Origin of the sequence: Lysobacter solisilvae (genome assembly GCF_016613535.2) — a bacterium.
Taxonomy (GTDB): domain Bacteria; phylum Pseudomonadota; class Gammaproteobacteria; order Xanthomonadales; family Xanthomonadaceae; genus Agrilutibacter; species Agrilutibacter solisilvae.
The window spans coordinates 2,297,127-2,319,870 of record NZ_CP071518.1 but is presented as its reverse complement, the minus strand read 5'-3'; the positions used below and the strand labels follow the sequence as shown (position 1 = coordinate 2,319,870).

Sequence of the window (22,744 nt, the reverse complement as noted above, 5' to 3'; positions counted from 1 at the left end):
GCGCCAGCCCTATTCGACTTCGCTGCGCACGCGTGCCACGCCCTGGGCGAGGCGATCCAGCGCTTCCTGCGAAGCGGGGTCGATCGCCAGGAAGCGCGTGGTCTTGAAGAAGCCCAGCAGCGCCTCCTCGGCGTCGGGATCGGCCGCCGCCTGCAGCAGGACCTCGCGCAGGCGGGCTTCGATTTTCGGATCCAGGTCCTTGCGCACCAGTTCCAGCGCGCGCGGCACGTTGCCGGTCTGGCCGATGATCTTCAGGTCACGGCGGAACGCGGTGGGCACGCGGCGCGGGTTTTCCCAGTCCAGGTTGCTCATCACGCCGACGTCGACGAGTTTCTTGTGCACCCAGGTGGCGATGTTCAGCTCCGAGCGCGCGAAGACGTAGCCCACCACGCTGGAATCGAGTTCGTCGGTGGGCGAGAGCAGCAGTTCCAGCGTGTTGCCGCGGCCGAGCAGTTCGGTGGCGGGCAGGAAATAGGCGCTGGTGGAAGTCGGCCGCTGGAAGGCGACGCTGTGGCCGCGCAGGTCGTCGAGCGAGTTGATCCCGCTGTCGGCCCGGGCGAAGAACACCGCGCGGTAATGACTGGTGCCGTCGCGCTCGGTCAGCAGCAGCGTCTGCGCGTCCGCGCGCTGGCGCAGCATCATGCCGGTCCCCGCGGTTTCAGTGACCCAGTCCACCCGGCCACGGCGCAGGTAGCTGGCCATCTGCTGGGCGTCCTTGGCCATCAGGATCCTGCCCTCGCGGATCCCGACGTCCTTCATGCGCGGGACGACGTAGTCCAGCAGGGCCTTGAGCTGTTCGTAGTGCGCCTTGGGGTCGTCGCTGATCCGGCCCAGTACCAGCACGCCGGGATCGCCAGCGCGGGCCGGGGTGGGCAGGACGGACAGGAAGAGCGCCAGCAGGGCCGTGACCATCCCGAGGATGGCGAAACGGCGCGGTGACGCGGCCAGGCTGAAGCTCAAGAACATGAACTCACGGCAAGACGACGCCGCAGACTAATGCAAAAGTGCGCGGCTGGGGAATCGGCCGACGGGGACGCGGTGCGCGGTTCGTGACGGCTTGCCGCGCCATCCCCCGGACGGGGGTTCAACCGCCCCGCTCGCCCGCCAGCCGGGCCATGCGCTGGGCATCGGCCAGCACCCCCCGCAGGATCCGCACCTCGCGCTCGTCGGGCTGGGCGCGCAGGAACAGCCGGCGCAGTTTGCGCATCGCCGAATCCGGGGCCCGCCCCTTGTGGAAATCGATCGCGTCGAGGGTCTCGGCCAGCTGGGCGAAGAAGCCCTCCATCTGGCCGTGCGAGGCCGGCTCGCGGCGTTCATCATCCGCGGCGGGGGCGGCGGGCCCGGCCGCCAGCATCGCCAGCCGGATCTCGTAGCTGAGTACCTGCACCGCCATGGCCAGGTTCAGCGAGCTGTATTCGGGGTTGGCCGGGATATGGACGGCCACGTGGCACAGCTCGTACTCGTCGTTGGTCAGTCCGGTGCGCTCGCGCCCGAACACCAGCGCCACTTCCGTGCCCGCCGCCGCCTCGGCGACGGCGCGGACGCCGGCCACCCGGGGCTCGACCTCCTCCAGGGCGATCCGGCGGCTGCGCGCGGTGCAGCCCAGCACCAGCCGGCAGTCGGCGACGGCCTCGGCCAGGGTCGGGTAGACCGCGGCGCCGGCCAGGACGTCGTCGGCGCCGGCCGCGAGGGCGGCAGATTCGCTGTCGGGCGCCCGCTCGGGGGCGACCAGCACCAGGCGCGACAGGCCCATGGTCTTGATCGCCCGGGCGGCCGAGCCGATGTTGCCGGGGTGCTGAGTGCCCACCAGGACGACGCGGATCCGGCTGGCGGCCGCGGCGGCATCGGGGAGAAGGAGATCGGTTGGGTCGGTAGTCATGCCGGTCAATGGTAAACTCCGCGCCCCCGGTGACGGGCGGGCCATTGGCCCCGCCCGCGGGCACGGAGCCGTAGCACGGCCCGCGCCCAGGTCCCGGGGGCCCGCGCGCCTGCCGCGCCGGCCTGTTCTTTCGCACCGTCAGTCCGTCCCCAGCCCCGAACCAGAGGCCGTATCGCCATGCAGAAACCCGCCGTCACCCTCATGGTCAAGGCCGCCCGCGCCGCCGGCAACGTGCTGTTGCGCCACATGCACAAGCTCGACGCCCTCAACGTCGTGCAGAAGGAGCGGATGGACTACGCCAGCGAGGTCGATGAGCAGGCCGAAGCCGTCATCGTCAAGGAACTGCGCCGCGCCACGCCCGACTACGCCATCCTCGGCGAAGAGACCGGCGCCTCCGGCAAGGGCCATTACACCTGGGTCATCGACCCCCTCGACGGCACCAGCAATTACCTGCGCGGCTTCCCGCACTTCTGCGTCTCCATCGCGCTGGTGGAGAACGGCGAGCCGACCCACGGCGTCATCTTCGATCCGCTCCGCAACGACCTGTTCACCGCCAGCCGCGGCAGCGGTGCCATGCTCAACGACAAGCGTATCCGCGTCGCCGACCGCAAGGACCTCAACGGCTCCCTGCTGATCACCGGTTTCCCGCCGCGCGAGCGCAAGAACGCCAGCGCCCAGCTCAAGTGCCTGGACGCCCTGCTGCTGGAGGCCGAAGACGTGCGCCGCACCGGCTCGGCGGCGCTGGACCTGGCCTATGTCGCCGCCGGCCGTGCCGACGCCTACTTCGAGTCCGGGGTGAAGCCCTGGGACATCGCCGCCGGCGTGCTGCTGGTGCGCGAGGCGGGCGGCAAGGTCGTCGACTACCGCGGCCGTTCCACCGGGCCGATGGACACGCGCGGCATCGCAGGCCGCCACGTGGTGGCGGGCAACCTGAAGATCTGCGACGCGCTGCAGGCCAAGATCGTGGCGACCGGCTACGCGACCGCGCTGGACTGAGCCTCGCCTCCCCTGCCCCCTGCGGCAGCGGAGGACAATAAAAAAAAGGCCGCGCAGTGCGCGGCCTTCTTCTTTGGAGACTGGCGACCGTTACGGACGGCGCGCCAGCTCCGCCTCGTCGCGGGCCTTGGGCATCAGGTCCTGCTTGGTCGTACCGAACCACAGCAGCAGCGGGCAGGCGACGAAGATCGAGGACAGCGTACCCAGCACGATGCCGACGATCTGCGCCTCGGCCATACCGCGCAGGGACTCGCCGCCGAACAGATACAGCGCCAGCACGGTGAGGAAGGCCACGAACGAGGTGATCACCGTGCGCGACAGCGTCTGGTTGATGGAGGCGTTCAGCACGGCGGTCGGCTCGGCGCGCATCGTGCGGAAATTCTCGCGGACGCGGTCGAACACCACGATGGTGTCGTTGATCGAGTAACCCATAACCGACAGCACGCCCGCCAGCACGGTCAGGTTGAACTCGTGGCCGGTCAGCGCGAACCAGCCCACCACCACGACCACGTCGTGCAGGGTGGTGATGATCGCCGCGGCGGCGAACTTGGCCTGGAAGCGGAACGAGATGTAGATCAGGAATCCCACGACCACGAACACCAGTGCCCAGATGCCGTTGATCGCCAGCTCCTTGCCGACCTGGGCGCTGATCTCCGCGCTGCTGCGCAGCGTGGCCGGGTTGTCCGGCGAGGCCACGGCCTTGCGGACCTGCTCACCGACGCTGGCGGCCTGCTCGGCGCCGCCCTTGCCTTCGTGCTGCAGGCGCACGAGCAGGTCGGTACCGGCGCCCAGGGTCTGCACCTGGGCATGGGAGTAACCGGCCTTGGCCAGGCGGTCACGCGCGACCTCGATGTCGACCGGCTTGTCCATTCGCAGTTCGACGCCGATGCCGCCGGTGAAGTCGAGCGCGAAGTTGAAGCCGTTGATCGCGATCGCACCGATGGCGGCGAACATCAGGGCACCGGCGACGATCAACGAAACCATGCGCAGGCGCATGAAGTTGATGGTGCTGCCGTAGGGGAACACGTTGAAGGGTTTCATGTCTGCGTTCCCTCAGATCCAGAGCGTTTGTACTTTGCGACGGCCGCCGTAGATCAGCGTGGCGAGGCCGCGCGACACGGAGACGGCCGTGTACATCGAGGTCAGGATGCCGACGATCAGCGCGACGGCGAAGCCCTTCACCGGGCCCGTGCCGAAGGCATACAGGGCGACACCGGCGAGGATGGCGGTCAGGTTGGCGTCGGCGATCGTGCCGGCGGCATGCTTGTAGCCTTCGCTGATCGCGGTCTGCGGCGGCAGCCCCATCCGGAGCTCCTCGCGTATGCGTTCGTTGATCAGCACGTTGGCGTCCACCGACATGCCGACCGTCAGCGCGATGCCGGCCAGGCCCGGCAGCGACAGCGTGGCGCCGAACATCGACATCACGGCCACCACCATCAGCAGGTTCAGCATCAGTGCGATGCAGGTGATCAGGCCGAACACGCGGTAATAGAACAGGAAGAAGATCAGCGCGAAGGAGAACGAGTACAGCACCGCGCGCAGGCCGCGCTCGACGTTCTCCGCACCCAGGCTCGGGCCGACCACGCTTTCCTCGATGAAGTCCATCGGCGCGGCCAGCGAGCCGGCCTTGAGCAGCTTGGACAGGTCGTTGGCTTCCTGGCGCGACAGGCCGGTGGTCTGGAACTGGCGGCCGAAGGGCTCATTGACGTTGGCGACCGAGATCACCTGTTCGTCGACGCGGAAGCTGCGCACTTCCTTGCCGTCGACGATGCGCGTCTCGGGAAGGCGCTCGATGAACACGACCGCCATCGGCTTGTCGACGTTCTCGCTGGTGAAATCGAACATCCGCTGGCCGCCGGCGGAATTCAGGCGCACCGACACGGCCGGCAGGCCGGTCTGCTGGTCGCTGATCGGCTGCGCGTCCTCGACCTGGTCGCCCGAGGCGATCAGGCGCTTGTTGAGAAGGACCGGAATGCGCTTGCCGTCCGGACCCAGTTCGCGGCGGTAGTACACGCGGGCCTGGGCGGGGATGCTGCCCGAGGCGATGGCGTCGTAGGCGTTGCCTTCCACGACGGCGCGATATTCGAGCGTGGCCGTGGCGCCGATCATGCGCTTGGCCTCACCCGGGTCCTGCACGCCGGGCAGTTCGACCACGACGCGGTCGGAGCCCTGGCGCTGGACGATCGGCTCGGCCACGCCGAGCTGGTTGACGCGGTTGCGCAGCGTGGTGACGTTCTGCTCGACCGCGTCGACCGCCATCGCATCGAGCTGCACCTGCGGGATGCGGGCGACGATGGTGTTGCCGGACACTTCCAGCGGCAGCGTCGGCTGACTGCGGGCGATCAGCTGGCGCGCCTTCTCGGCATCGGCCGGATTGCGCAGGTTGGCGACGATGCTGTTGTCCGGGCGGCGATCGACGGAGTCGTAGACCACTTCGTTGTCGCGCAGCAGGGTGCGGATGTCGTCGGCGAGGCCATCGACGCGCTTGTCCAATGCCGCGGCGCGGTCGACCTGCATCAGGAAGTGCACGCCACCCTGCAGGTCCAGGCCCAGGAACATAGGCTTGGCGCGGATCGTCTCGAGCCAGTCCGGCACGTCGGTGGACAGGAACAGGGCGACAACATAGTCGTTGCCCAGCTGCGCCCGCAGCGTGTCGGCCGCCTTCACCTGTACGTCGGCGTTGGGCAGGCGGACCACCAGGCTGTTCTTCTGCGGGACCAGTTCGGCCTGCTTGAGCGGAACCCCGGCGGTCTTGAGGCTGTCGGTCACCCGCTTGCGCAGCGCCTCGTCCACGGGCGCGCCGCGCGTGGCGGTGACCTGGATGGACGGGTCCTGCGGAAAGGCATTGGGCAACGCGTACAACGCGCTGATCAACAGGACGACCAGGAAGACTGCGTATTTCCAGCGTGCGTAAGTCAGCATCGAAGGGTTCCTTCGGGCAGCTCCCCGCCGCCCGACGTCATGAAAGGAAGTGGCCGCAAAGCCTTGGGGTGGCGACAGCTCAGGCGGACTTCAAGGTGCCCTTGGGCAGGACGTTGGCGATGGCGCCCTTCTGGAAGCGCATGCGCACGTTGTCGGCGACTTCGATGGTGATGAAGTTCTCGCCGATGTCGGTGACCACGCCGGCGATGCCACCGTTGGTCAGCACTTCGTCGCCCTTGGACAGCTTGTCCAGCATGGCGCGGTGCTCCTTCTGGCGCTTCATCTGCGGGCGGATCATCAGGAAGTACATGATGGCCACCATGCCCACCAGGAACAGGATGTTCATTCCGCCGAACGCGCCAGCCGACGGAGGCTGGCCGGCCGCCTGGGCGAATGCGGGGGCGATGAAGAGGTCGAGCAGGTTCATGGGCTTGGGTCCGGGGAATTCAAATAACGGCGGATTATGCCACGGCCTCAGGCCGCGCCTTCCAGGGGTGGGACGGCCAGCCCGCGGGCTGCGTAGAAGGCCTCGCGGAAGTCCTGGAAGGTCCCGGCCTCGATCGCCGCGCGCATTCCGGCCATCAGGCGCTGGTAATGGCGCAGGTTGTGCAAAGTCCCCAGGACCGGGCCCAGCATCTCGTTGCAGCGGTCCAGGTGCCGCAGGTAGGAGCGGCTGAAGCCCTGCCGGCAGGTGTAGCAGTCGCAGCCCTCCTCGATCGGGCGCGTGTCCCGCTCGTACTGGGCATTGCGGATGCGGACCGCGCCGGCGGCGGTGAAGAAGTGGCCGTTGCGTGCGTTGCGGGTGGGCATGACGCAGTCGAACATGTCGACCCCGCGCGCCACGGCCTCGACCAGGTCTTCCGGCCGGCCCACGCCCATCAGGTAGCGCGGGCGGTCGGCGGGCAGCTGCGGCGCGGTGTGGTCGAGGGTGCGGTTGCGCTCGGCCTCGGTCTCGCCCACCGCCAGCCCGCCGATTGCGTAGCCGTCGAAGCCGATGTCCTGCAGCGCACGCGCCGATCGCGAGCGCAGCTCATGGTGCACGCCGCCCTGGACAATGCCGAACAGGGCGGCGTCGTTGCCTTCGTGCGCGCGCTTGCTGCGTTCGGCCCAGCGCAGCGAGAGTTCCATCGAGCGCCGGATCAGGTCCTCGCCAACGGGCTTGCCGTCCACGTGCACCGGCGGGCACTCGTCGAAGATCATGACGATGTCCGAGCCGAGCACCTTCTGGATGTGCATGCTTTCTTCCGGCCCCAGGAACACCGTGGAGCCGTCGGTGGGCGCGGCGAACTTGACGCCCTGCTCGGTGATCTTGCGCCGGTGAGCTAGAGAGAAGACCTGGAAGCCGCCGGAGTCGGTGAGGATGGGCCCGTTCCAGCGCGCGAAACCGTGCAGGCCGCCGTGGTCGGCGATCACGTCCAGCCCGGGGCGAAGGAACAGGTGGAAGGTGTTGCCGAGGATGATCTCCGCGCCGAGGTCGCGGACCTGTTCGGGCAGGACGCCTTTGACGGAGCCGTAGGTGCCCACCGGCATGAACGCCGGCGTCTCAACCGTGCCGCGTGGAAAGCTCAGCCGCCCGCGACGCGCCGCGCCGTCGGTGCCGAGCAGTTGGAAGGACATGCGGCTCATGGGGTCAGTTCCAAAATGCGAAATGCCCGCAACTGCTGGATGACGGCGCGTTGCGACGCGTTCATTGGCGCGGCCGGTCCTGTTTCGCCTGGGCGCGGAGTGAGTTGCGGAAGGCGAAAAGCCCGCAGCTCGCAGATAACAGCGCGTTGCGACGCGGTCATTGGCGCGGCCCGTCAGGTTGTTCGCGGCGCGGAAACAGCATCATCGCGTCGCCGTAGGAGAAGAACCGGTAGCGCTGGTCGATGGCGTGCGCGTAGGCATCGAAGATGCGCGCCTGGCCGGCGAAGGCCGACACCATCATCAGCAGCGTGCTCTCGGGCAAATGGAAATTGGTGATCAGCGCGTCCACGCTGACGATCTCGTAGCCCGGCAGGATGAACAGCCGCGTCTCGCCGGCGAACGGCTGCAGTTCGCGTTCGCCCAACTCGTTCGTCCGCGTGGCGCTCTCCAGCGCGCGCACCACGGTGGTGCCCACGGCGATCACCCGCCCGCCGGCTTCGCGCGTGCGGCGGATCTGCTCGACCAGCGTGGCCCCGACGTTCAGCCATTCGCTGTGCATGACGTGCTGGTCGAGGCTGTCCACCCGGACCGGCTGGAAGGTACCGGCGCCCACGTGCAGCGTGACGTGGCCGAATTCCACGCCGCGTTCGCGCAGCTGGTCGAGCAGGGCCTCGTCGAAGTGCAGCCCCGCCGTCGGCGCGGCCACGGCGCCCACTTCGCGTGCGAACACGGTCTGGTAGCGCTCGTCGTCGTCCACGCCGGGCTCGCGCTGGATGTAGGGCGGCAGCGGCAACCGTCCGGCATGCAGCAGCCACTGCTCCAGCGATTCGGGCACGTGGAACCGCAGCAGGTAGAACTCGCCTTCGCGCCCCAGCACCTCCGCCTCGCCGCCGGCGTCGAGCACGATCCGCGCGCCCTCGCGCGGTGACTTGCTCACGCCCAGCTGCACCCGCGCATCGGACCCGCCGAGCATGCGTTCGATCAGGATCTCCACCCGCCCGCCGGTGCTCTTCTGGCCGAACAGGCGGGCCGGGATCACCCGGGTGTCGTTGAAAACCAGCAGGTCGCCCGCCCGCAGCAGCTCCGGCAATTCGCGGAAGACCCGGTCCTCGAACCCGGACCCGCCGGGCGGCACCACCAGCAGCCGGCTGCCCGTGCGCTCGGGCAACGGTGCCTGGGCGATCAGTTCCGGGGGCAGGTCGTAATGGAAATCGGACTTCTTCAAGGGCGCGCGGGACCGGGGAAAGCCGGCCATTGTAGGCCCTGCCGCCTGGGCGTCCGCGCACCGGCCGGGGCGCCTTGCCCGGGACGGCCCGCCTGCCCCGCCCGCCTGTCTAGCGCTCGAACTTCGCCGACAGGATGATCGACGAGGTGGTCCGCTCCACGCCGTCGATGGCGCCGATGCGGTCGGTCAGCACGTCCATTTCGGCCACGCTGGGCGCCACGCCCATCGCGACCAGGTCGAAGGCGCCGCTGACCGAATGCAGCGCACGGACCTCGGGCATGGCGCGCAGCGCGTCCACGACCGACGCCATCTGCTTGGGCAGCACGGTGATCATGATGTGCGCGCGGATGTGCCCGTGCTCGGCGGCCTCGTTGACCCGCACCGTGTAGCCGGCGATCACGCCCTCCCGTTCGAGCCGCTCGATGCGGCTCTGGACGGTGGTCCGGGACAGCTTGAGCCGCCGCGAGATTTCCGCGATCGAGGCGCGCGCGTTCTCGCGCAGCAGGCTGAGCAGCAGCTGGTCGGAGGCGGTGACCTTCACAAGAACCCATCCCGTTCGGCGATTCGACGAAATATAAGCCTATTTCGTCCAAATCCATACTACCGATCGACGATTTTAATTCAGATAATGACCGGATGGCCCCAGTCCAGGAGATTCCGATGGCTTCGATCGACAAACTCGCGCCCCTGCGCGCACACGCCGGCAAGCGCCGTACCGTCGGCCTCGACGACGCGATCGTCGCCGGACTGGCCGCCTCGCATTCCGACTTGGTCGAAGCGATCGACGCCGCCGCCGTCGAGTACGAGGCCATCAAGGGCGAGTTCGCCCATCTGCTGGACCTGGACGAGGACGAGCAGATCCGTGCGGTCCAGGCCGGCTACGTCAACTTCTATCCGGACGACGGCGTCAACCCGTACGTCGCCCTCACCGCCCGCGGCCCGTGGATCGTCACCCTCAAGGGCGCGGTGCTGCACGATTCGGGCGGCTACGGGATGCTCGGCTTCGGCCACTCGCCCAAGGCGGTGATCGCGGCCATGGCCAAGCCGCAGGCGATGGCGAACATCATGACCGCGTCGCTGTCGCAGCTGCGCTTTGAAAAGGCCATCCGCGCCGCCATCGGCGTGTCGCGCGGCGGCTGCCCCTACGACCGCTTCCTGTGCCTGAATTCGGGCTCGGAGTCGGTGTCGCTGGCCTCGCGCATCGTCGACGCCAACGCCAAGACCATGACCGACGCCGGCGGCCGCCATGCCGGCCGCGCCATCAAGCGCCTGGTGGTGAAGGGCAGCTTCCATGGCCGCACCGAGCGCCCGGCGCTGTATTCGGACTCCTCCCGCAAGACCTACGCGCAGCATCTGGCCAGCTTCCGCGGCGAGGACAGCGTGATCGCGATCGAACCCTACGACATCGACGCCCTGAAGAAGGCCTTCAGCGACGCCGATGCCAACGGCTGGTTCATCGAGGCGATGTTCCTGGAGCCGGTGATGGGCGAAGGCGACCCGGGCCGGGGCGTGCCGGTGGCTTTCTACAACGCCGCCCGCGACCTTACCGAGGCGCACGGCGCCATGCTGCTGGTCGATTCGATCCAGGCCGGCCTGCGCGCAAACGGCGTGCTGTCGATCATCGACTACCCCGGCTTCGAGAACGCGCAGGCGCCGGACATGGAGACCTACTCCAAGGCGCTCAACGCCGGCCAGTACCCGCTGTCGGTGCTCGCCGTCACCCGCCAGGCCGGCGAGATCTACAAGAAGGGCCTGTACGGCAACACGATGACGACCAACCCGCGCGCGCTTGACGTGGCCGTGGCGGTGCTTGGCCAGGTGACCCCGGCACTGCGCGAGAACATCCGCGCACGCGGCCAGGAAGCGCTGGAGAAGCTGGAAAAGCTCAAGGGCGAACTGGGCGGGCTGATCACCAAGGTCCAGGGCACCGGCCTGCTGTTCTCCTGCGAGCTGTCCAGCCAGTTCAAGTGCTACGGCGCCGGCTCGACCGAGGAATGGCTGCGCGAACATGGCATCGGCGTGATCCACGGCGGCGTCAACTCGCTGCGCTTCACCCCGACCTTCACCATCACCAGCCAGGAAATCGACCTGGTCGTGGGCATGGTCGCCCGCGCGCTGAAGGAAGGCCCGCGCGCGCAGCAGGCCGCCGCGGCGTAAGCCAGCGACCGCCCCGCGACATCCAGCAAGGCCGGGCATTCGCCCGGCCTTTCTTTTTGGCGGTACGGGCGTTAGATAGTCGGCACCCACCGCCGGCGCCGATCCCATGCCCATCACCGAAGTCCGCCATCCGCTCGTCCGCCACAAGCTCGGCCTGATGCGCGCGGCCGGCATCAGCACCAAGGAATTCCGCGAACTGGCTTCCGAAGTCGCGACGCTGCTGACCTACGAGGCCACGGCGGACCTGGAGACCGAGGAAATCGTGATCCAGGGCTGGGCCGGACCGGTGGCCACGCAGCGCATCAAGGGCGCCAAGATCACCCTGGTGCCCATCCTGCGCGCAGGCCTGGGCATGCTGCCCGGCGTGCTGGAGCTGATCCCCGCGGCCAAGGTCGGCGTCGTCGGCCTGCAGCGCGACGAAGCCACGCTGCAGCCGATGGGTTATTACGAGAAGCTCACCGGCCGCATGGACGAACGCATCGCGCTGATCCTCGACCCGATGCTCGCCACCGGCGGCACGCTGGTGGCCACCGTCGACATGCTCAAGGCCGCCGGCTGCCGTCGCATCAAGGGCCTGTTCCTGGTGGCGGCGCCCGAAGGCCTGCGCGCCTTGCAGGACCGGCACCCGGACGTGGAAGTGTTCGTTGCCTCGGTCGACGAGCGCCTGAACGACGTCGGCTACATCCTGCCCGGGCTGGGCGACGCCGGCGACAAGATCTTCGGCACCAAGCATTACTGATCGGGCGCCGCCAAGCCGGGCGGCCATCGAGGACTGCACGCGGCTCTGGTATCCCGGCGTCGCGGCGGCTGGAGCCGCCAGGGCTCAGCGTCCGCGCCGCTCGCGGCGCCGGCGCGTCGCAACTACTATCGCGATGATCGCGATGAGCCCGCCGCCGAACAACGGCCACATGCGCTGCGCGTGCCCCTTTTCCCGCGCTGGCGCGGCGGCGGCGGCGGGATTCGGATCGGCCGACGCGTTGGCCTGCGCGACGCGACGCCACACGCCCTCGCGCAGGGAGACCTTCCCGGCCAGCGGTGGCAGCACCAGTTCGCGCCAGCTCACGCGGACATCGCCGATCTGCGGGTCCAGCGGATTCTCCGCGCTGCCCAGCCCCTCGCCCTCGGGCTGGAACGATGCGGCGAGGTTGGCCGGCAGCCGCGAGAAGTTGGGTTGCAGCACGCGCCATTCGCCCAGCGAACGCAAGACGTCGGCGTCCATCGGGTGGCCGTCGAGCATCGGGTGGTCCGCCCACCAGCGGCGGTTCTCCAGCGGCAGCTCCGGCGGGTTCTCGTGGCCGGCGGCGAATCCCCCCGAGTCGATCGGGGCGGCGTTCCAGACACGCTCGTAGCCGCCCTCGTGCTGGCGCCACTGGTACATCTCGACGCGACGGTCCAGCCCGAACTCGCGCGTGTCCACGCCGAAATCGCGGTCGACCAGCACCTCGCCGGGTGCGGGGTAGCCCTCCGGTTCGGTCGCATCCTGCGCATGTGCGGCTGCCGCGCATAGCAGCAGCCCGCACAACATGGCGGCTGCGCGGGCGGCGTTCACGCCGACAGGGTCCTGGCGTGCAACTCGGGAACTTCGTGCGCGGTGCCGAAACGTCCCTTGTCGTCGCGCACGACCTGCGCCAGCGCGCAGCCCGGATCGTGGGTAAAGAACAGGTGCACGTTGCGGGCGAGCTTGTCCTCGAGGAACGCCGTCTTCTCGTCGATCAGCAGTTCCGCGCTGCGGTCGTAGCCCATGGTGATCGGCACGTGGACCCACGGACGGCCGGGGATGAGGTCGGCGCAGAACACGACGCCGCCGTGGCTTTCGCCGTTGACCTGCTCCGGCCCGACGATCTCCGACAGCATCAGGCCCGGCGTGTGGCCGTCGCTGTAGTGGAAGCGCACGGCGTTGCCCAGGGTCCTGCAATGCGCACCGTCGACGAGCTCCAGTCGGCCCGTGCCTTCCAGCAACGCCGGCAGCTGCGAGATGAAACTGGCGCGGTCACGCGAGTGCGGCTGCAGCGCGCGCTCCCAGTGCTCGCGACCCACCACGTAGGTGGCATTGGGGAACACCAGCTTCGGCGCCTCGCCCTCGGCCCAGGGCGCGAGCACGCCGCCGGCGTGGTCGAAGTGCAGGTGCGAGAGCACCACCACGTCGACGTCCTCGGGTTTGAAGCCAGCCGCGGCCAGCGAGTCCAGCAGCACGTGGCGCGATTCCACCACGCCGTAGCGTTCGCGCAGCTTCGGCTCGAAGAAGGCGCCGATCCCGGCCTCGAACAGCACGGTCTTGCCGGCCAGCGGGCTGGCCAGCAGCGCCCGGCAAGCCAGTTCGATGCGGTTCTGGTCATCCGGCGGCGCCCACTTCTCCCACATCGCGCGCGGCGCGTTGCCGAACATCGCGCCGCCATCGAGCTTCTGGCTGTTGCCGATCAGGGACCAGAGTTTCATCGCCGTCTCATCCTGTACGCGCCGATCGTCGATCGCATGGAGTGATTATCGCGCGAACCCCGTGCGTGGGCGACAGCGGCGGTGCGCTACACCGGCATGGCCGGGATCCGCGCCGGCACGCCGCCGGCCAGCAGTCACTTGCCGGCAGTCACTACCGGCAGTCACTTGCCGGCGGGCAGCACCTCGGCGCGGCCCACCGGATTGCGCGGATCGCTGCCGCCTTCCAGGGTGTTGGTCCGCTTGTCCCACGAGACCGTCTGCAGATTGCCCCAGGTGCTCTCGCCCGGGCTCACCGTATGGCCCATCGCCTGCAGCGCCGCGATCGTGTCGGCGGGGAGCGCGCCGGGTTCGGCGGAAATCGCGTCGGGCATCCACTGGTGGTGGTATCGCGGCAACGCGGCCACCTGCTGTGCGTCCAGTCCGGCGTCGTAGCCCAGGATGCCCAGCAGCACCTGGGTGATGATGCGGCTGCCACCGGGCGCGCCGAGGATGGCCAGGGTGTCGTCGGACTCGATGAAGCTGGGCGTCATCGAACTGAGCATACGCTTGCCCGCCGCCGGCGCGTTTGCGCCGAAACCCATGACACCGAAGGCATTGGGCGTACCTGGGCGCAGCGCGAAATCGTCCATCTCGTTGTTGAGCAGCACGCCGGTGCCCGGCGCGACCATGCCCGATCCGTAGAGCAGGTTGACGGTCTGCGTCGTGGAGACACGATTGCCTTCCGCGTCCAGGATCGAGAAGTGCGTCGTCTCATCGTCCTCCAGCGGCGCGGGCTGGCCGGGCAGCAGCGCGCTGGGCGTGGCCTTGTCCGGATGGATGGTCGCGCGCAGTCCGGCCGCGTAGGCCGGATGCGTCAAGCGGGCGACCGGCACTTTCACGAAGTCCGGGTCACCCAGGTAGATGGTGCGGTCGCGATAGGCGCGGCGCATGGCTTCCACCACGAGGTGGCGACGATGCGCGTCGTCGAGCTTGCCCAGGTCCCATCCCTCCAGCACCTGGAGGATCTGCGCCATCGCCACGCCGCCCGACGACGGCGGGGGCGCCGTGGTGACGTGCCATTGGCGGTAGTCGAACTTCAGCGGCTCGCGTTCCTTGACCCGATAGCCCGCCAGTTCGTCGGCACGCCAGCGGCCGCCCTCCTGCTTCACCGCGGCCAGCAGCTTCTTCGCGGTCTCGCCGCGATAGAAGCCGTCGAAGCCCTTCTGCGCCAGCAGTTCCAGCGTGCGCGCAAGCTCCGGCTGCCGCAGGATTTCGCCCGTGGTGGGCGGGTCGCCGTCGGCGAGGAACACCGCGCGGGTCCCGCGATAACGTTCCATCACCTCGCGACGGCTGGCGTAGCCCTTCTCCATGCGCGGGTAGATCTCGAAGCCTTCGCGCGCGACCCGGATCGCCGGCGCCAGCGCGGTGGCCAGCGGCAGCCGGCCGTACTTCGAGGAGACATGCACCAGCGCGGCCGGAAGCCCGGGGATGCCCGCCGACCACGGTCCGTTGGTCGCGCGGTCGCGGTCGAGCTCGCCCTGCCCGTCGAGATAGGCCTGCGGCGTGGCCGACTCCGGCGCGGTCTCGCGGGCATCGACGAACACGTCCTTGCCGCTGCGCGCGTCATGCAGCAGGAAGAAGCCGCCGCCGCCGATGCCGGAACTGATGGGCTCGACCACCGACAGCATCGCCGATACAGCCACCGCGGCATCGAAGGCGTTGCCGCCGGCGCGCAGGGTGTCGATGCCGGCCTGCGTGGCCAGCGCATGGGCGCTGGCGATGGCGGCGCCGGGCGGATGCGTTGCCGCCGGCGCGTCGCCCGTGGCAGCCGGACGCGCCTGCTCCTGCGCAAGGGCAGATGCGGCCAGTACCGGCGCGACACCCAGCCCGGGGACGACCAGCGCCAGGACAAGGAGACCTTTGGCGAACAACCTGGAGGACACCACCCGCGCAATCTGCTGCCGCATTACTTGCTCTCCTGTTGCAGGCGCGCCAGCTTGGCCAGCAGCTGCTCGTTCGTTTCAGGGAAATCGGGGTCCGGGTCGATGCATTCGACCGGGCAGACCATGACGCATTGCGGTTCGTCGAAATGCCCCACGCATCGCGTGCAGCGCGCCGGGTCGATCACGTAGATGGTTTCGCCCTGGGAGATGGCCTGGTTGGGGCAGGCTGGCTCGCATACGTCGCAGTTGACGCACAGGTCGTTGATCTTCAGGGCCATTGCGGTGGGGCTTCTGGCGGCCGTGGCGGCCTGGTCATTTCGGAGCTGGCGCGGTGCAGGTGGCTGGAACCGGATGCGGATCGCAGCCGTGTCCGCTACACGGGCCAATGTACGGCACGAAGGCAGGCGCCGGTGGTCCCTGCTCGGAACGCAGTCCCGCGCAGGTGCAGATGCGCGGGGTCAGGGTTTGGCCGGGCCGGGTGCGTCCGGCGGCCCGATTGCGCGCACCCCGGCGGTCGGGGTGGCGGCAGGACCGCGCGCGCCGGGGCGCGCGCGGCCCGGCAGGTCACATGGCTTCGACGAACTTGTACGTGGCGCCCGACGGCTCGACGGCAGCCTTGACGCGGTCGCTGTCGGCGGCCTTGCCGATGAAGACCACCTTGACACCCTTGAGCTTGCCGGCTTCGGCGCGCTCGAACGAGGCCACGGCGAGATTGGCGGTGCGGGTGGAATCGGGCGAACCGAACGCGATCAGCGTGTTCTCCAGGATGCCGCGCTCGATGTCGGCCTGGGCCTTCTCGAGCTGGCGGTCGTAATAGCCCTGGAAGTCGGGGTTGTCCGGACCCGGCAGCACGTAGACGTAGGTGTTGGTCGCGCCTTCCATGTTGCGACGGACCACGTCGGTCAGGTAGGCGCTCCAGGCGTTGTCGTCATTGGTGGTCGGCACGGCGACCGGCACGTCGTTGGCGACGGCGGCCTCTTCCTTCTTGCAGGCGCCCAGCGCGAGCGGCAGCAGCAGGCAGGCAGTCATCAGCAGGCGGATCATCTTCATGGTTCGGTCTCTCCCCGTCTTCGTAAGTATGTTTCTGGACAGCGGTGGTGGAATCGGTGCGGCGTTGGAGGTGCGACGTTGGATCGGTGCGGTCGATCCGGACCGGCCTGCTGGCATCAAGCACGCCAGAGCCAGCCGCCGATCAGCCCGCAGTGCGTTGCCATTGGGCCTGCAGCGCGGAGGCCACCGCTGGCGGCACGAAACCCGAGACGTCGCCTCCGAGGCGGGAAATCTCGCGCACCAGCGATGAGGAAATGAAGCCGTACTGTTCGGCCGGCGTCAGGAACAGCGTTTCGACGTCCGGGATCAGGTGGCGGTTCATGCTGGCCAGCTGGAACTCGTACTCGAAGTCGGACACCGCGCGCAGGCCGCGCATCAGCACGCCTGCCCCGACCTCCGCGGCGAAGTGCGCCAGCAGTCCGGAGAATCCGCGCACCTCGACATTGGCGTGGTGGGCCACGGCCTCGCGCACCAGGCGCACCCGCAGCTCCAGCGGCAGCGCGGGGCCTTTGCCCGGGCTCTCGGCCACGCCGATGATCATCCGTTCGAACAGCGGCGCGGCGCGGTCGACGAGGTCGACATGGCCGTTGGTGATCGGGTCGAAGGTGCCGGGATAGACGGCGATACGGTTGCGGGCCGCGGTCATGGACGGGTCGTTCGCTCAGGGTGTGGGCGCTGCGGGGTCGCCGGCCGGGTCGGTGCCGAGTGTATCAGTGGCGTCCATTTCCCGACGGGGACCCCGCCGGTACAGGACGTAGCGCACTTCGCGGGTGCGTCCCTCGCGATGCGCGACCCAGCCCTCGGGCGGCGCGGCATCGGCGTCCGGGGGTGCTTCCACGTAGAGCCAGGCCTGCTCGGCGAGGCGCGGCAGCAGTGCGGGCAACACGCCGCCCCACAGGTTGGCGTCGAAGGGTGGATCGACGAAGGCGATGTCGAAGGACCGTTCGGGCTGCGCGTGCAGCCAGGCCAGGGCGTCGCCCTGCACCACCTGCGCCGCGTCCCCACCCTGCAGGCGTCCGGCCGTCGCGCGCAGGCAGGCGGCCAGGCGGGCATCGTGTTCGACCAGCACCGCACTTGCCGCGCCGCGCGAAAGCGCCTCCAGGCCCAGCGCGCCGCTGCCGGCGAACAGGTCCAGGACGCGGGCGCCCGGCAGCGCCGGCTGCAGCCAGTTGAACAGGGTCTCGCGCACGCGGTCGGAAGTGGGCCGCAGGCCGGGCGCGTCGGCGACATCCAGCCGGGTGCCGCGCCAGCGCCCGCCGATGATGCGCACGCGTCCGGGCGTCGCGCCCGATGGAGCTCGGGATCGGTTCATCGGGCGTGGGCAGGGGCGGGGGCTATCATGTGCGTCATTCTCGCGCACTCCCCCAGATTCTCGATGCTCGGATTTTTCCGCCGCAAGAAACCCGAAACGCCCCCCGCCGTCCCGGCCACCGACGCCCCGCCGGCAGCGGGAGCGACAGGCGGGCCTGATGCTCCGGCACCGGATGCTTCCGTCCACGACGTTTCCGTCCAGCATGCGCCGGCGCCGCAAGCCGACGCCGCGGTCGCGGCGCCAGCGTCGGCTCCGGACGAACCGCTGCCTGCCGAAATCATCGCCGCGGCGATGGACGTCGATGCCCGCGCAGCGGTCGAACCCGTCGTTTCCGAACCCGCCGTTCCCGAACCCGCCGTTTCCGAACCCGCCGTTCCCGAACCCGCCGTTTCCGAGCCTGCCATGGCCGAACCCGGCCCCGGAGCTTTCGCCGAGCCGGCATCCGCACCAGCCGGCGAGGCAGCCGCGCCGGGCAAGAAGGGCTGGCGAGACCGTCTGCGCGGCAGCGCGTTCGCACGCACCCTGGGCGGGCTGTTCTCGCGCAATCCGCGCCTGGACGACGATCTGCTCGACGAGATCGAGACCGCGCTGATCACTGCCGACGTCGGCGTCACGGCCACCACCCAGCTCATCCAGGACCTGCGCAAGCGCATGAAGGCGCGCGAGTTTGCCGATGCGGGCGGACTGCTGCGCGCCTTGCGCCAGGATCTGCTGGCGATCCTGGCGCCGGTGGCGGTCCCGCTGGAGATCGACCCGAAGGCCGGGCCGTTCGTCCTGCTCACCGTGGGTGTGAACGGCGTCGGCAAGACCACCACCATCGGCAAGCTCGCCAAGCGTTTCAAGGACGAGGGCCGTCCGCTGATGCTCGCCGCCGGCGACACCTTCCGCGCCGCCGCCGTCGCGCAGCTGCAGGCCTGGGGCGAGCGCAACGGCGTGCCCGTGGTGGCGCAGGGGCAGAACGCCGACGCGGCCTCGGTCGCCTTCGACGCCCTGCAGGCCGCCAAGGCCCGCGGCACGCAGGTGCTGATCGCCGACACCGCCGGGCGCCTGCACACGCAGCAGGGTCTGATGGCCGAACTGGGCAAGATCAAGCGCGTCCTGCAGAAGCTCGACCCCGGCGCGCCGCATGAAGTGTTGATGGTCATCGACGGCACCACCGGCCAGAACGCGCTCTCGCAGCTGCGCCAGTTCCACGCCGCCGTGGGCGTCACCGGCCTGGTGGTGACCAAGCTCGACGGCACCGCCAAGGGCGGGGTCGTGTTCGCGCTGGCGCGCGAGTTCGGTATTCCGATCCGGTACGCCGGCATCGGCGAACGTCCGGAGGACCTGCGCGTGTTCGACGCGCAGTCCTTCGTGGACGCGCTGCTCCCCGAGTCGCTGGGCAACTGACCCACCGGATGAGCCGCCGCTCCCGCCTACTCGTCGCCGCGGCCCTGGTGCTGCTCGTGCTGGCCGCGGCGCTGGCCTGGCTGGCACAGCCCAGGCAGGTGGCGGGCATCCTGCTCGATCGCGCGGGAAACGCACTTGGCCTGGAGATCACCGCCCACGGCACGACCGAGTACACCTTGCGCGGCACCCCGGTACTGGTGCTGCGCGATGTCCAGGCACGCCAGCCCGACGCGAAGACACCGGTGCTGCGCGCGCGCCGCATCCTGGTCTCGCTGCCCTGGTCGACGCTGCGCGCCGCTGGCGGGGATCTCACCGCCAGCCGGCTGGAACTGGATGCGCCCCGCATCGACCTGCCGGCCCTGCAGCGCTGGCTCGACAGCCGCCCGCCTTCGGCGCCGCGCCTGCCGACCTTCACCGATGGCATCCGCATCCGCGCAGGCGAGCTCGTCGGACCGCCGTGGCGCCTGGCCGATATCGATATCGACACTCCGCGACTGCGTGCGGACCAGCCGCTGCAGGCGCACGTGCGGGCCCGCTATCTCGACGCGCCGCTGACCGCCACGGTGGATCTGGCCGTGGCCCTCAGCCGGCCGGAGATCCTGGTCAAGCCGGGCGGCAGCGGATTCGCCGCCCATGGCCGGCTGCGCGTCCAGAACGGACAGGCATGGGCGATGCCCGGCACCCTCGCCTTCTCCGGGCCGCTGCGCCGCGGGAATGAAGACTGGCGGCTGCGGCCGGCGCATGTCGGCCTCGCCGCGCGCTACGAATCCGGCGATACCCGGCTGCCATTCGCCCTCGGCCTGCACGGGCCCTTGCAGCTGCGTGACGGCGTGCACCTGACGCAGGCCGGCGTGTTCCTGCGCGGAAGGGGCGACCCGAAGGACGACCTCATTCCGCTGCTGCATGCACGTGGCGACGTCGTGCTGACCGAGCGCCTCACGCTCGGACTCGCGGGCGACATCGCGCAGTGGCCACCGGCCTGGCCCGCGTTGCCGCCGCCGCTGGGCCAGTCGGATTCGGCGCTGCCCTTCCGCCTGGACTACGCCGGCGACTTCTCTCTAACCGATCCGGTTGCGTTGCGCGTCAGCCGTGACGCCACCCGCTTCGACGGCCGGTTCAAGATCGCGCAGATGCTCGAATGGGCCGACGCCGCGGCCGCCGGCAATCCGCTGCCGCCGCTCGCCGGCACGCTGAGCACGCCGCGCATCGAGATTTCCGGCGCGGTACTGGAAGGCGTGGAGGTGGAATTCCACGGCGAGGCCGGCAGCCCGTGAGCGCACGCCTGAAAAGCCGGCGCAGCGCCGATGCCGCCGAACATGCCGCGCCGGAGCAGGCCACGACGACGGCATCCACCTACGCCGCCCGCCTGCTCGCCTGGTTCGACATCGCCGGACGCCACGACCTGCCCTGGCAGCATCCGCGCACGCCCTACCGCGTGTGGCTGTCGGAAATCATGCTGCAGCAGACGCAGGTGCGGACCGTCATCGGCTATTTCGACCGTTTCGTGGCGGCGTTGCCGTCGGTGCAGGCACTGGCCGCGGCGCCACTGGACGACGTCCTGGCGCTGTGGTCCGGCATGGGCTACTACGCCCGCGCCCGCAATCTGCACGCGGCCGCGCGGGTCTGCGTCGAGCAACACGGCGGCGACCTGCCGCGCGACATGGATGCGCTGACCGCCCTGCCCGGCATCGGCCGCAGCACCGCGGCGGCGATCGTCTCCCAGGCCTGGGGCGACCGGCACGCGATCCTCGATGGCAATGTCAAACGCGTGCTCGCGCGTTTCCACGGCGTCCACGGCTGGCCCGGCCTGCCTGCCGTCGAGAAAAAGCTTTGGGCGTTCGCCCAGTCGCACCTGCCGACGGGTGCGAATGCCACGCGCATGGCCGACTACACGCAGGCGCAGATGGACCCTGGGCGCCACGCTGTGCACGCGCGCCGCGCCAGCCTGCGTGCTGTGCCCGCTGCAAGCCGATTGCGTGGCCCGCATCGAAGGCCTGGCCGGGGGAACTCCCCTCGGCGAAGCCCTCGAAGGTTTCACCGCGCCGGCAGGCCCACGTCCTGTGGCTGGAAAACGATGCGGGCGCCGTGCTCCTGCAGCGCCGGCCACCGCAGGGCATCTGGGCGTCGCTGTGGACGCTGCCGCAGGCCGACGATGCGGCCGGTGCGCGCGAATGGTTCGACACGCACGCCACCGGCGCCTTCGACAGCGCGCGTGCGCTGCCCGCGATCGATCACGCCTTCAGCCATTTCCGCCTGCAGCTGCAGCCCCTGCACGTGGCCGGCGTGGCCCTGCGTCCGCGCGTGGGCGACAATGACGACCTGCGCTGGGTAGCGCGCGCGCAACTGGCCACGCTCGGCCTGCCCGCACCGATCCGCACACTTATCGAAGGATCCGCCTGATGCCCCGCACCGTCTTCTGCGTCCACGAAAAGCGCGAGGCCGAGGGACTGGATTTCGTGCCCTGGCCGGGCGAACTGGGCCAGCGCGTCTTCGCCAATGTCGGCAAACCCGCCTGGTCGAAGTGGCTGGCCCACCAGACCATGCTGATCAACGAGAACCGGCTGTCGCCGCTGGACCCCAAGCACCGGGCGTTCCTGGCCGGCGAGATGGAGAAGTTCCTTTTCGGCGGCGACGCCGAGAAACCCGCGGGATACGTCCCCGAGGCTTGAGCCACGCGCGCAATCAGCCCGCTTCGCGCGCCTGCTTGCGGGCTTCCTTCACCGCCTTGACGTCGATCGGGCGGATCTCGCGGATCTGGCACGGGATGGCCGCCACGCCGCGTCCGATCACGCGAAGTTCGTCGAAGCGGCTGACGCGGTCGAACTGCCCGTTGGACAGCGTGATCGTGTGCGCCCAGGGCAGTTCCTGGCAGGGGCCCATCACCTCGAGCAGGTAGCCCCGGTTGGCGCCCGTCCAGACCACCAGCGCGGTGTCGTCCAGCGAAGTCCAACCGTTGATGCGGCCCAGGAACCCGTCGATGGGTTCGCCGGCATGGGCGCGGTATAGCGCGGCCCGCTGGGCGTCGATGCCCACGCCGGTCGTGTTGGTCGAGGCGCATCCGGCGGCGGCGAGCAGCGCGATGCACGCGGCCAGGACGAATCGCAGGTGCATGAATCGTAGGCGTTCCATGTGCTTTTCCTTACCGGACAAGGGGATAGCCCAATGATGCGCCGCCCGCGCCCGGCCACGGCAATAGGGCCGGCCGCATATTCAGCCACCATCCGGCTTGCCAGACCGAAAGGCCGCCCGTATCATCTCGCTTCTTTCACGGCCCGCACACGGCTTGTGATCGGCCGGGTAGCTCAGTTGGTAGAGCAGGGGATTGAAAATCCCCGTGTCGGGGGTTCGATTCCCTCCCCGGCCACCATGTAAGAACATCAGCCCTGCAACGATCTTCGTTCGCGGGGCTTTTTGTTTCCGGGCTCCGCCCCAGGGGATGTCACCGTCACCGCACTGACTGGTGGCCGCGGAGCTGGATGATCCGTAGATGCGCCGCCGTCGAATCGCACAGTCGAGGCCCCCACGGAAGGCACCCGGAAGCCAACCGTGCGCCGCTCTCCGCGTGCCCGGACGGGCCGGCAACCGACCAAAGTTTGCTCGCGAGCTACTGATTTTTGGACGCTCGCGTCCGAAAAAGACTCGCGCGCGTCCAAATTTTGGACGCTCGCGTCCCGAATCAGGACGGCGGCGTCCCGAAATTGGACGCGCGCGTCTGATTTTTGCCCGGCGACGACCGAAATTTGGACGCGCGCGTCCCGGATTTGGACGCGAGCGTCCAAAAAAAGACTCGCCGCCGTCCCGATTTTGGTAGCCGTTGGCCAAAAATTGGC

22 protein-coding genes, 1 tRNA gene and 1 pseudogene are annotated in these 22,744 nt (G+C 69.4%); 8 read left to right on the top strand and 16 right to left on the bottom strand.

Features of this window, described 5'->3' with window-relative positions; translation table 11 throughout:
- Nucleotides 1–9: 9 nt before the first annotated feature.
- Nucleotides 10–912, bottom strand: a complete 903-nt coding sequence (locus I8J32_RS10310; RefSeq protein WP_200613072.1) for a phosphate/phosphite/phosphonate ABC transporter substrate-binding protein — start codon at nt 910–912, stop codon at nt 10–12.
- Nucleotides 913–1,084: 172 nt separating this feature from the next.
- Nucleotides 1,085–1,879 (bottom strand): RNA methyltransferase, encoded by a 795-nt coding sequence (locus tag I8J32_RS10305; RefSeq protein ID WP_200611752.1) that lies wholly within the window; start codon nt 1,877–1,879, stop codon nt 1,085–1,087.
- 177 nt (nt 1,880–2,056) lie between these two features.
- Between I8J32_RS10305 and I8J32_RS10300 the strand changes: the two genes are divergently transcribed.
- On the top strand, nt 2,057–2,875 hold the full coding sequence (locus I8J32_RS10300) for an inositol monophosphatase family protein (protein WP_200611749.1): 819 nt from the start codon (nt 2,057–2,059) through the stop codon (nt 2,873–2,875).
- Between the two features lie 90 nt (nt 2,876–2,965).
- Here I8J32_RS10300 and secF read toward each other — a convergent pair whose 3' ends face one another.
- From secF to I8J32_RS10270, 6 genes are all read right to left on the bottom strand, one after another.
- Nucleotides 2,966–3,916, bottom strand: a complete 951-nt coding sequence (secF, locus tag I8J32_RS10295; RefSeq protein WP_200611747.1) for a protein translocase subunit SecF — start codon at nt 3,914–3,916, stop codon at nt 2,966–2,968.
- A gap of 12 nt (nt 3,917–3,928) precedes the next feature.
- On the bottom strand, nt 3,929–5,797 hold the full coding sequence (secD, locus tag I8J32_RS10290) for a protein translocase subunit SecD (RefSeq protein ID WP_200611745.1): 1,869 nt from the start codon (nt 5,795–5,797) through the stop codon (nt 3,929–3,931).
- A 79-nt stretch (nt 5,798–5,876) separates the two neighbouring features.
- Complete coding sequence (yajC, locus tag I8J32_RS10285; protein ID WP_200611743.1) at nt 5,877–6,224, bottom strand: preprotein translocase subunit YajC; 348 nt, start codon at nt 6,222–6,224, stop codon at nt 5,877–5,879.
- A 47-nt stretch (nt 6,225–6,271) separates the two neighbouring features.
- Nucleotides 6,272–7,423 (bottom strand): tRNA guanosine(34) transglycosylase Tgt, encoded by a 1,152-nt coding sequence (gene tgt / locus I8J32_RS10280; RefSeq protein WP_200611741.1) that lies wholly within the window; start codon nt 7,421–7,423, stop codon nt 6,272–6,274.
- 157 nt (nt 7,424–7,580) lie between these two features.
- Nucleotides 7,581–8,648 (bottom strand): tRNA preQ1(34) S-adenosylmethionine ribosyltransferase-isomerase QueA, encoded by a 1,068-nt coding sequence (queA, locus tag I8J32_RS10275; RefSeq protein WP_200611739.1) that lies wholly within the window; start codon nt 8,646–8,648, stop codon nt 7,581–7,583.
- Nucleotides 8,649–8,757: 109 nt separating this feature from the next.
- A complete protein-coding gene (locus I8J32_RS10270; RefSeq protein WP_200611737.1) occupies nt 8,758–9,189 on the bottom strand; it encodes an Lrp/AsnC family transcriptional regulator in 432 nt (143 codons plus the stop codon).
- 119 nt (nt 9,190–9,308) lie between these two features.
- Here I8J32_RS10270 and I8J32_RS10265 point away from each other — a divergent pair, with 119 nt between their 5' ends.
- Entirely contained in the window at nt 9,309–10,805 is a 1,497-nt protein-coding gene (locus I8J32_RS10265) for an aminotransferase class III-fold pyridoxal phosphate-dependent enzyme (RefSeq protein WP_207526552.1), read from the top strand.
- 106 nt (nt 10,806–10,911) lie between these two features.
- Nucleotides 10,912–11,544, top strand: coding sequence for a uracil phosphoribosyltransferase (gene upp / locus I8J32_RS10260; RefSeq protein WP_200611735.1), 633 nt, complete (start codon nt 10,912–10,914; stop codon nt 11,542–11,544).
- An 84-nt stretch (nt 11,545–11,628) separates the two neighbouring features.
- Here the strand turns inward: upp and I8J32_RS10255 are convergent, their stop codons facing one another.
- From I8J32_RS10255 to rsmD, 7 genes are all read right to left on the bottom strand, one after another.
- Nucleotides 11,629–12,354: a TMEM43 family protein gene (locus I8J32_RS10255; RefSeq protein WP_200611733.1), complete on the bottom strand. Its 726-nt coding sequence runs from the start codon at nt 12,352–12,354 to the stop codon at nt 11,629–11,631.
- Nucleotides 12,351–13,241: an MBL fold metallo-hydrolase gene (locus I8J32_RS10250; protein ID WP_200611731.1), complete on the bottom strand. Its 891-nt coding sequence runs from the start codon at nt 13,239–13,241 to the stop codon at nt 12,351–12,353. The genes I8J32_RS10255 and I8J32_RS10250 overlap by 4 nt, the downstream gene beginning before the upstream one ends.
- 161 nt (nt 13,242–13,402) lie before the next feature.
- A complete protein-coding gene (ggt, locus tag I8J32_RS10245) occupies nt 13,403–15,187 on the bottom strand; it encodes a gamma-glutamyltransferase (RefSeq protein ID WP_200611729.1) in 1,785 nt (594 codons plus the stop codon).
- A complete protein-coding gene (locus I8J32_RS10240) occupies nt 15,187–15,441 on the bottom strand; it encodes a YfhL family 4Fe-4S dicluster ferredoxin (RefSeq protein ID WP_200611727.1) in 255 nt (84 codons plus the stop codon). Before I8J32_RS10240 ends, ggt begins: the two co-directional genes overlap by 1 nt.
- A 286-nt stretch (nt 15,442–15,727) precedes the next feature.
- Complete coding sequence (locus tag I8J32_RS10235; protein ID WP_207526551.1) at nt 15,728–16,213, bottom strand: hypothetical protein; 486 nt, start codon at nt 16,211–16,213, stop codon at nt 15,728–15,730.
- A gap of 142 nt (nt 16,214–16,355) precedes the next feature.
- Nucleotides 16,356–16,859 (bottom strand): pantetheine-phosphate adenylyltransferase, encoded by a 504-nt coding sequence (gene coaD, locus I8J32_RS10230; protein WP_200611723.1) that lies wholly within the window; start codon nt 16,857–16,859, stop codon nt 16,356–16,358.
- 15 nt (nt 16,860–16,874) lie between these two features.
- A complete protein-coding gene (rsmD, locus tag I8J32_RS10225) occupies nt 16,875–17,525 on the bottom strand; it encodes a 16S rRNA (guanine(966)-N(2))-methyltransferase RsmD (protein WP_200611720.1) in 651 nt (216 codons plus the stop codon).
- A 63-nt stretch (nt 17,526–17,588) separates the two neighbouring features.
- Between rsmD and ftsY the strand changes: the two genes are divergently transcribed.
- The 4 genes and pseudogenes from ftsY to I8J32_RS10210 all read left to right on the top strand — a co-directional run bounded on the left by ftsY (nt 17,589) and on the right by I8J32_RS10210 (nt 21,583).
- Nucleotides 17,589–18,914 carry a signal recognition particle-docking protein FtsY gene (ftsY, locus tag I8J32_RS10220; RefSeq protein ID WP_200611717.1) on the top strand — a complete coding sequence of 442 codons (1,326 nt, stop codon included), beginning with the start codon at nt 17,589–17,591 and terminating at the stop codon, nt 18,912–18,914.
- An 8-nt stretch (nt 18,915–18,922) separates the two neighbouring features.
- Nucleotides 18,923–20,188, top strand: a complete 1,266-nt coding sequence (locus I8J32_RS17645; protein ID WP_245156297.1) for an AsmA family protein — start codon at nt 18,923–18,925, stop codon at nt 20,186–20,188.
- 8 nt (nt 20,189–20,196) lie between these two features.
- Nucleotides 20,197–21,314: pseudogene (mutY, locus tag I8J32_RS10215) on the top strand (A/G-specific adenine glycosylase).
- On the top strand, nt 21,314–21,583 hold the full coding sequence (locus tag I8J32_RS10210) for an oxidative damage protection protein (protein ID WP_200611713.1): 270 nt from the start codon (nt 21,314–21,316) through the stop codon (nt 21,581–21,583). The pseudogene mutY and the gene I8J32_RS10210 overlap by 1 nt, the downstream one beginning before the upstream one ends.
- A 13-nt stretch (nt 21,584–21,596) precedes the next feature.
- Here the strand turns inward: I8J32_RS10210 and I8J32_RS10205 are convergent, their stop codons facing one another.
- The gene (locus I8J32_RS10205; RefSeq protein WP_200611711.1) at nt 21,597–22,043 is read right to left on the bottom strand and encodes a DUF6491 family protein; all 447 of its coding nucleotides are present in this window, start codon (nt 22,041–22,043) and stop codon (nt 21,597–21,599) included.
- A gap of 162 nt (nt 22,044–22,205) precedes the next feature.
- On the opposite strand from I8J32_RS10205, the gene I8J32_RS10200 reads away from it, so the two are divergent.
- A tRNA-Phe gene (locus I8J32_RS10200) sits at nt 22,206–22,281 on the top strand.
- The last annotated feature ends 463 nt before the right edge of the window (nt 22,282–22,744 follow it).

Excerpts from the sequence above, each read along its gene's own strand:
- I8J32_RS10310 (WP_200613072.1), bottom strand. The coding sequence starts at position 912 with ATGGTCACGGCCCTGCTGGCGCTCTTCCTGTCCGTCCTGCCCACCCCG.
- I8J32_RS10305 (WP_200611752.1), bottom strand. The coding sequence starts at position 1,879 with ATGACTACCGACCCAACCGATCTCCTTCTCCCCGATGCCGCCGCGGCC.
- I8J32_RS10300 (WP_200611749.1), top strand. The coding sequence starts at position 2,057 with ATGCAGAAACCCGCCGTCACCCTCATGGTCAAGGCCGCCCGCGCCGCC.
- secF (WP_200611747.1), bottom strand. The coding sequence starts at position 3,916 with ATGAAACCCTTCAACGTGTTCCCCTACGGCAGCACCATCAACTTCATG.
- secD (WP_200611745.1), bottom strand. The coding sequence starts at position 5,797 with ATGCTGACTTACGCACGCTGGAAATACGCAGTCTTCCTGGTCGTCCTG.
- yajC (WP_200611743.1), bottom strand. The coding sequence starts at position 6,224 with ATGAACCTGCTCGACCTCTTCATCGCCCCCGCATTCGCCCAGGCGGCC.
- tgt (WP_200611741.1), bottom strand. The coding sequence starts at position 7,423 with ATGAGCCGCATGTCCTTCCAACTGCTCGGCACCGACGGCGCGGCGCGT.
- I8J32_RS10265 (WP_207526552.1), top strand. The coding sequence starts at position 9,309 with ATGGCTTCGATCGACAAACTCGCGCCCCTGCGCGCACACGCCGGCAAG.
- upp (WP_200611735.1), top strand. The coding sequence starts at position 10,912 with ATGCCCATCACCGAAGTCCGCCATCCGCTCGTCCGCCACAAGCTCGGC.
- I8J32_RS10250 (WP_200611731.1), bottom strand. The coding sequence starts at position 13,241 with ATGAAACTCTGGTCCCTGATCGGCAACAGCCAGAAGCTCGATGGCGGC.
- ggt (WP_200611729.1), bottom strand. The coding sequence starts at position 15,187 with ATGCGGCAGCAGATTGCGCGGGTGGTGTCCTCCAGGTTGTTCGCCAAA.
- I8J32_RS10240 (WP_200611727.1), bottom strand. The coding sequence starts at position 15,441 with ATGGCCCTGAAGATCAACGACCTGTGCGTCAACTGCGACGTATGCGAG.
- I8J32_RS10235 (WP_207526551.1), bottom strand. The coding sequence starts at position 16,213 with ATGAAGATGATCCGCCTGCTGATGACTGCCTGCCTGCTGCTGCCGCTC.
- coaD (WP_200611723.1), bottom strand. The coding sequence starts at position 16,859 with ATGACCGCGGCCCGCAACCGTATCGCCGTCTATCCCGGCACCTTCGAC.
- rsmD (WP_200611720.1), bottom strand. The coding sequence starts at position 17,525 with ATGAACCGATCCCGAGCTCCATCGGGCGCGACGCCCGGACGCGTGCGC.
- ftsY (WP_200611717.1), top strand. The coding sequence starts at position 17,589 with ATGCTCGGATTTTTCCGCCGCAAGAAACCCGAAACGCCCCCCGCCGTC.
- I8J32_RS17645 (WP_245156297.1), top strand. The coding sequence starts at position 18,923 with ATGAGCCGCCGCTCCCGCCTACTCGTCGCCGCGGCCCTGGTGCTGCTC.
- I8J32_RS10210 (WP_200611713.1), top strand. The coding sequence starts at position 21,314 with ATGCCCCGCACCGTCTTCTGCGTCCACGAAAAGCGCGAGGCCGAGGGA.
- I8J32_RS10205 (WP_200611711.1), bottom strand. The coding sequence starts at position 22,043 with ATGGAACGCCTACGATTCATGCACCTGCGATTCGTCCTGGCCGCGTGC.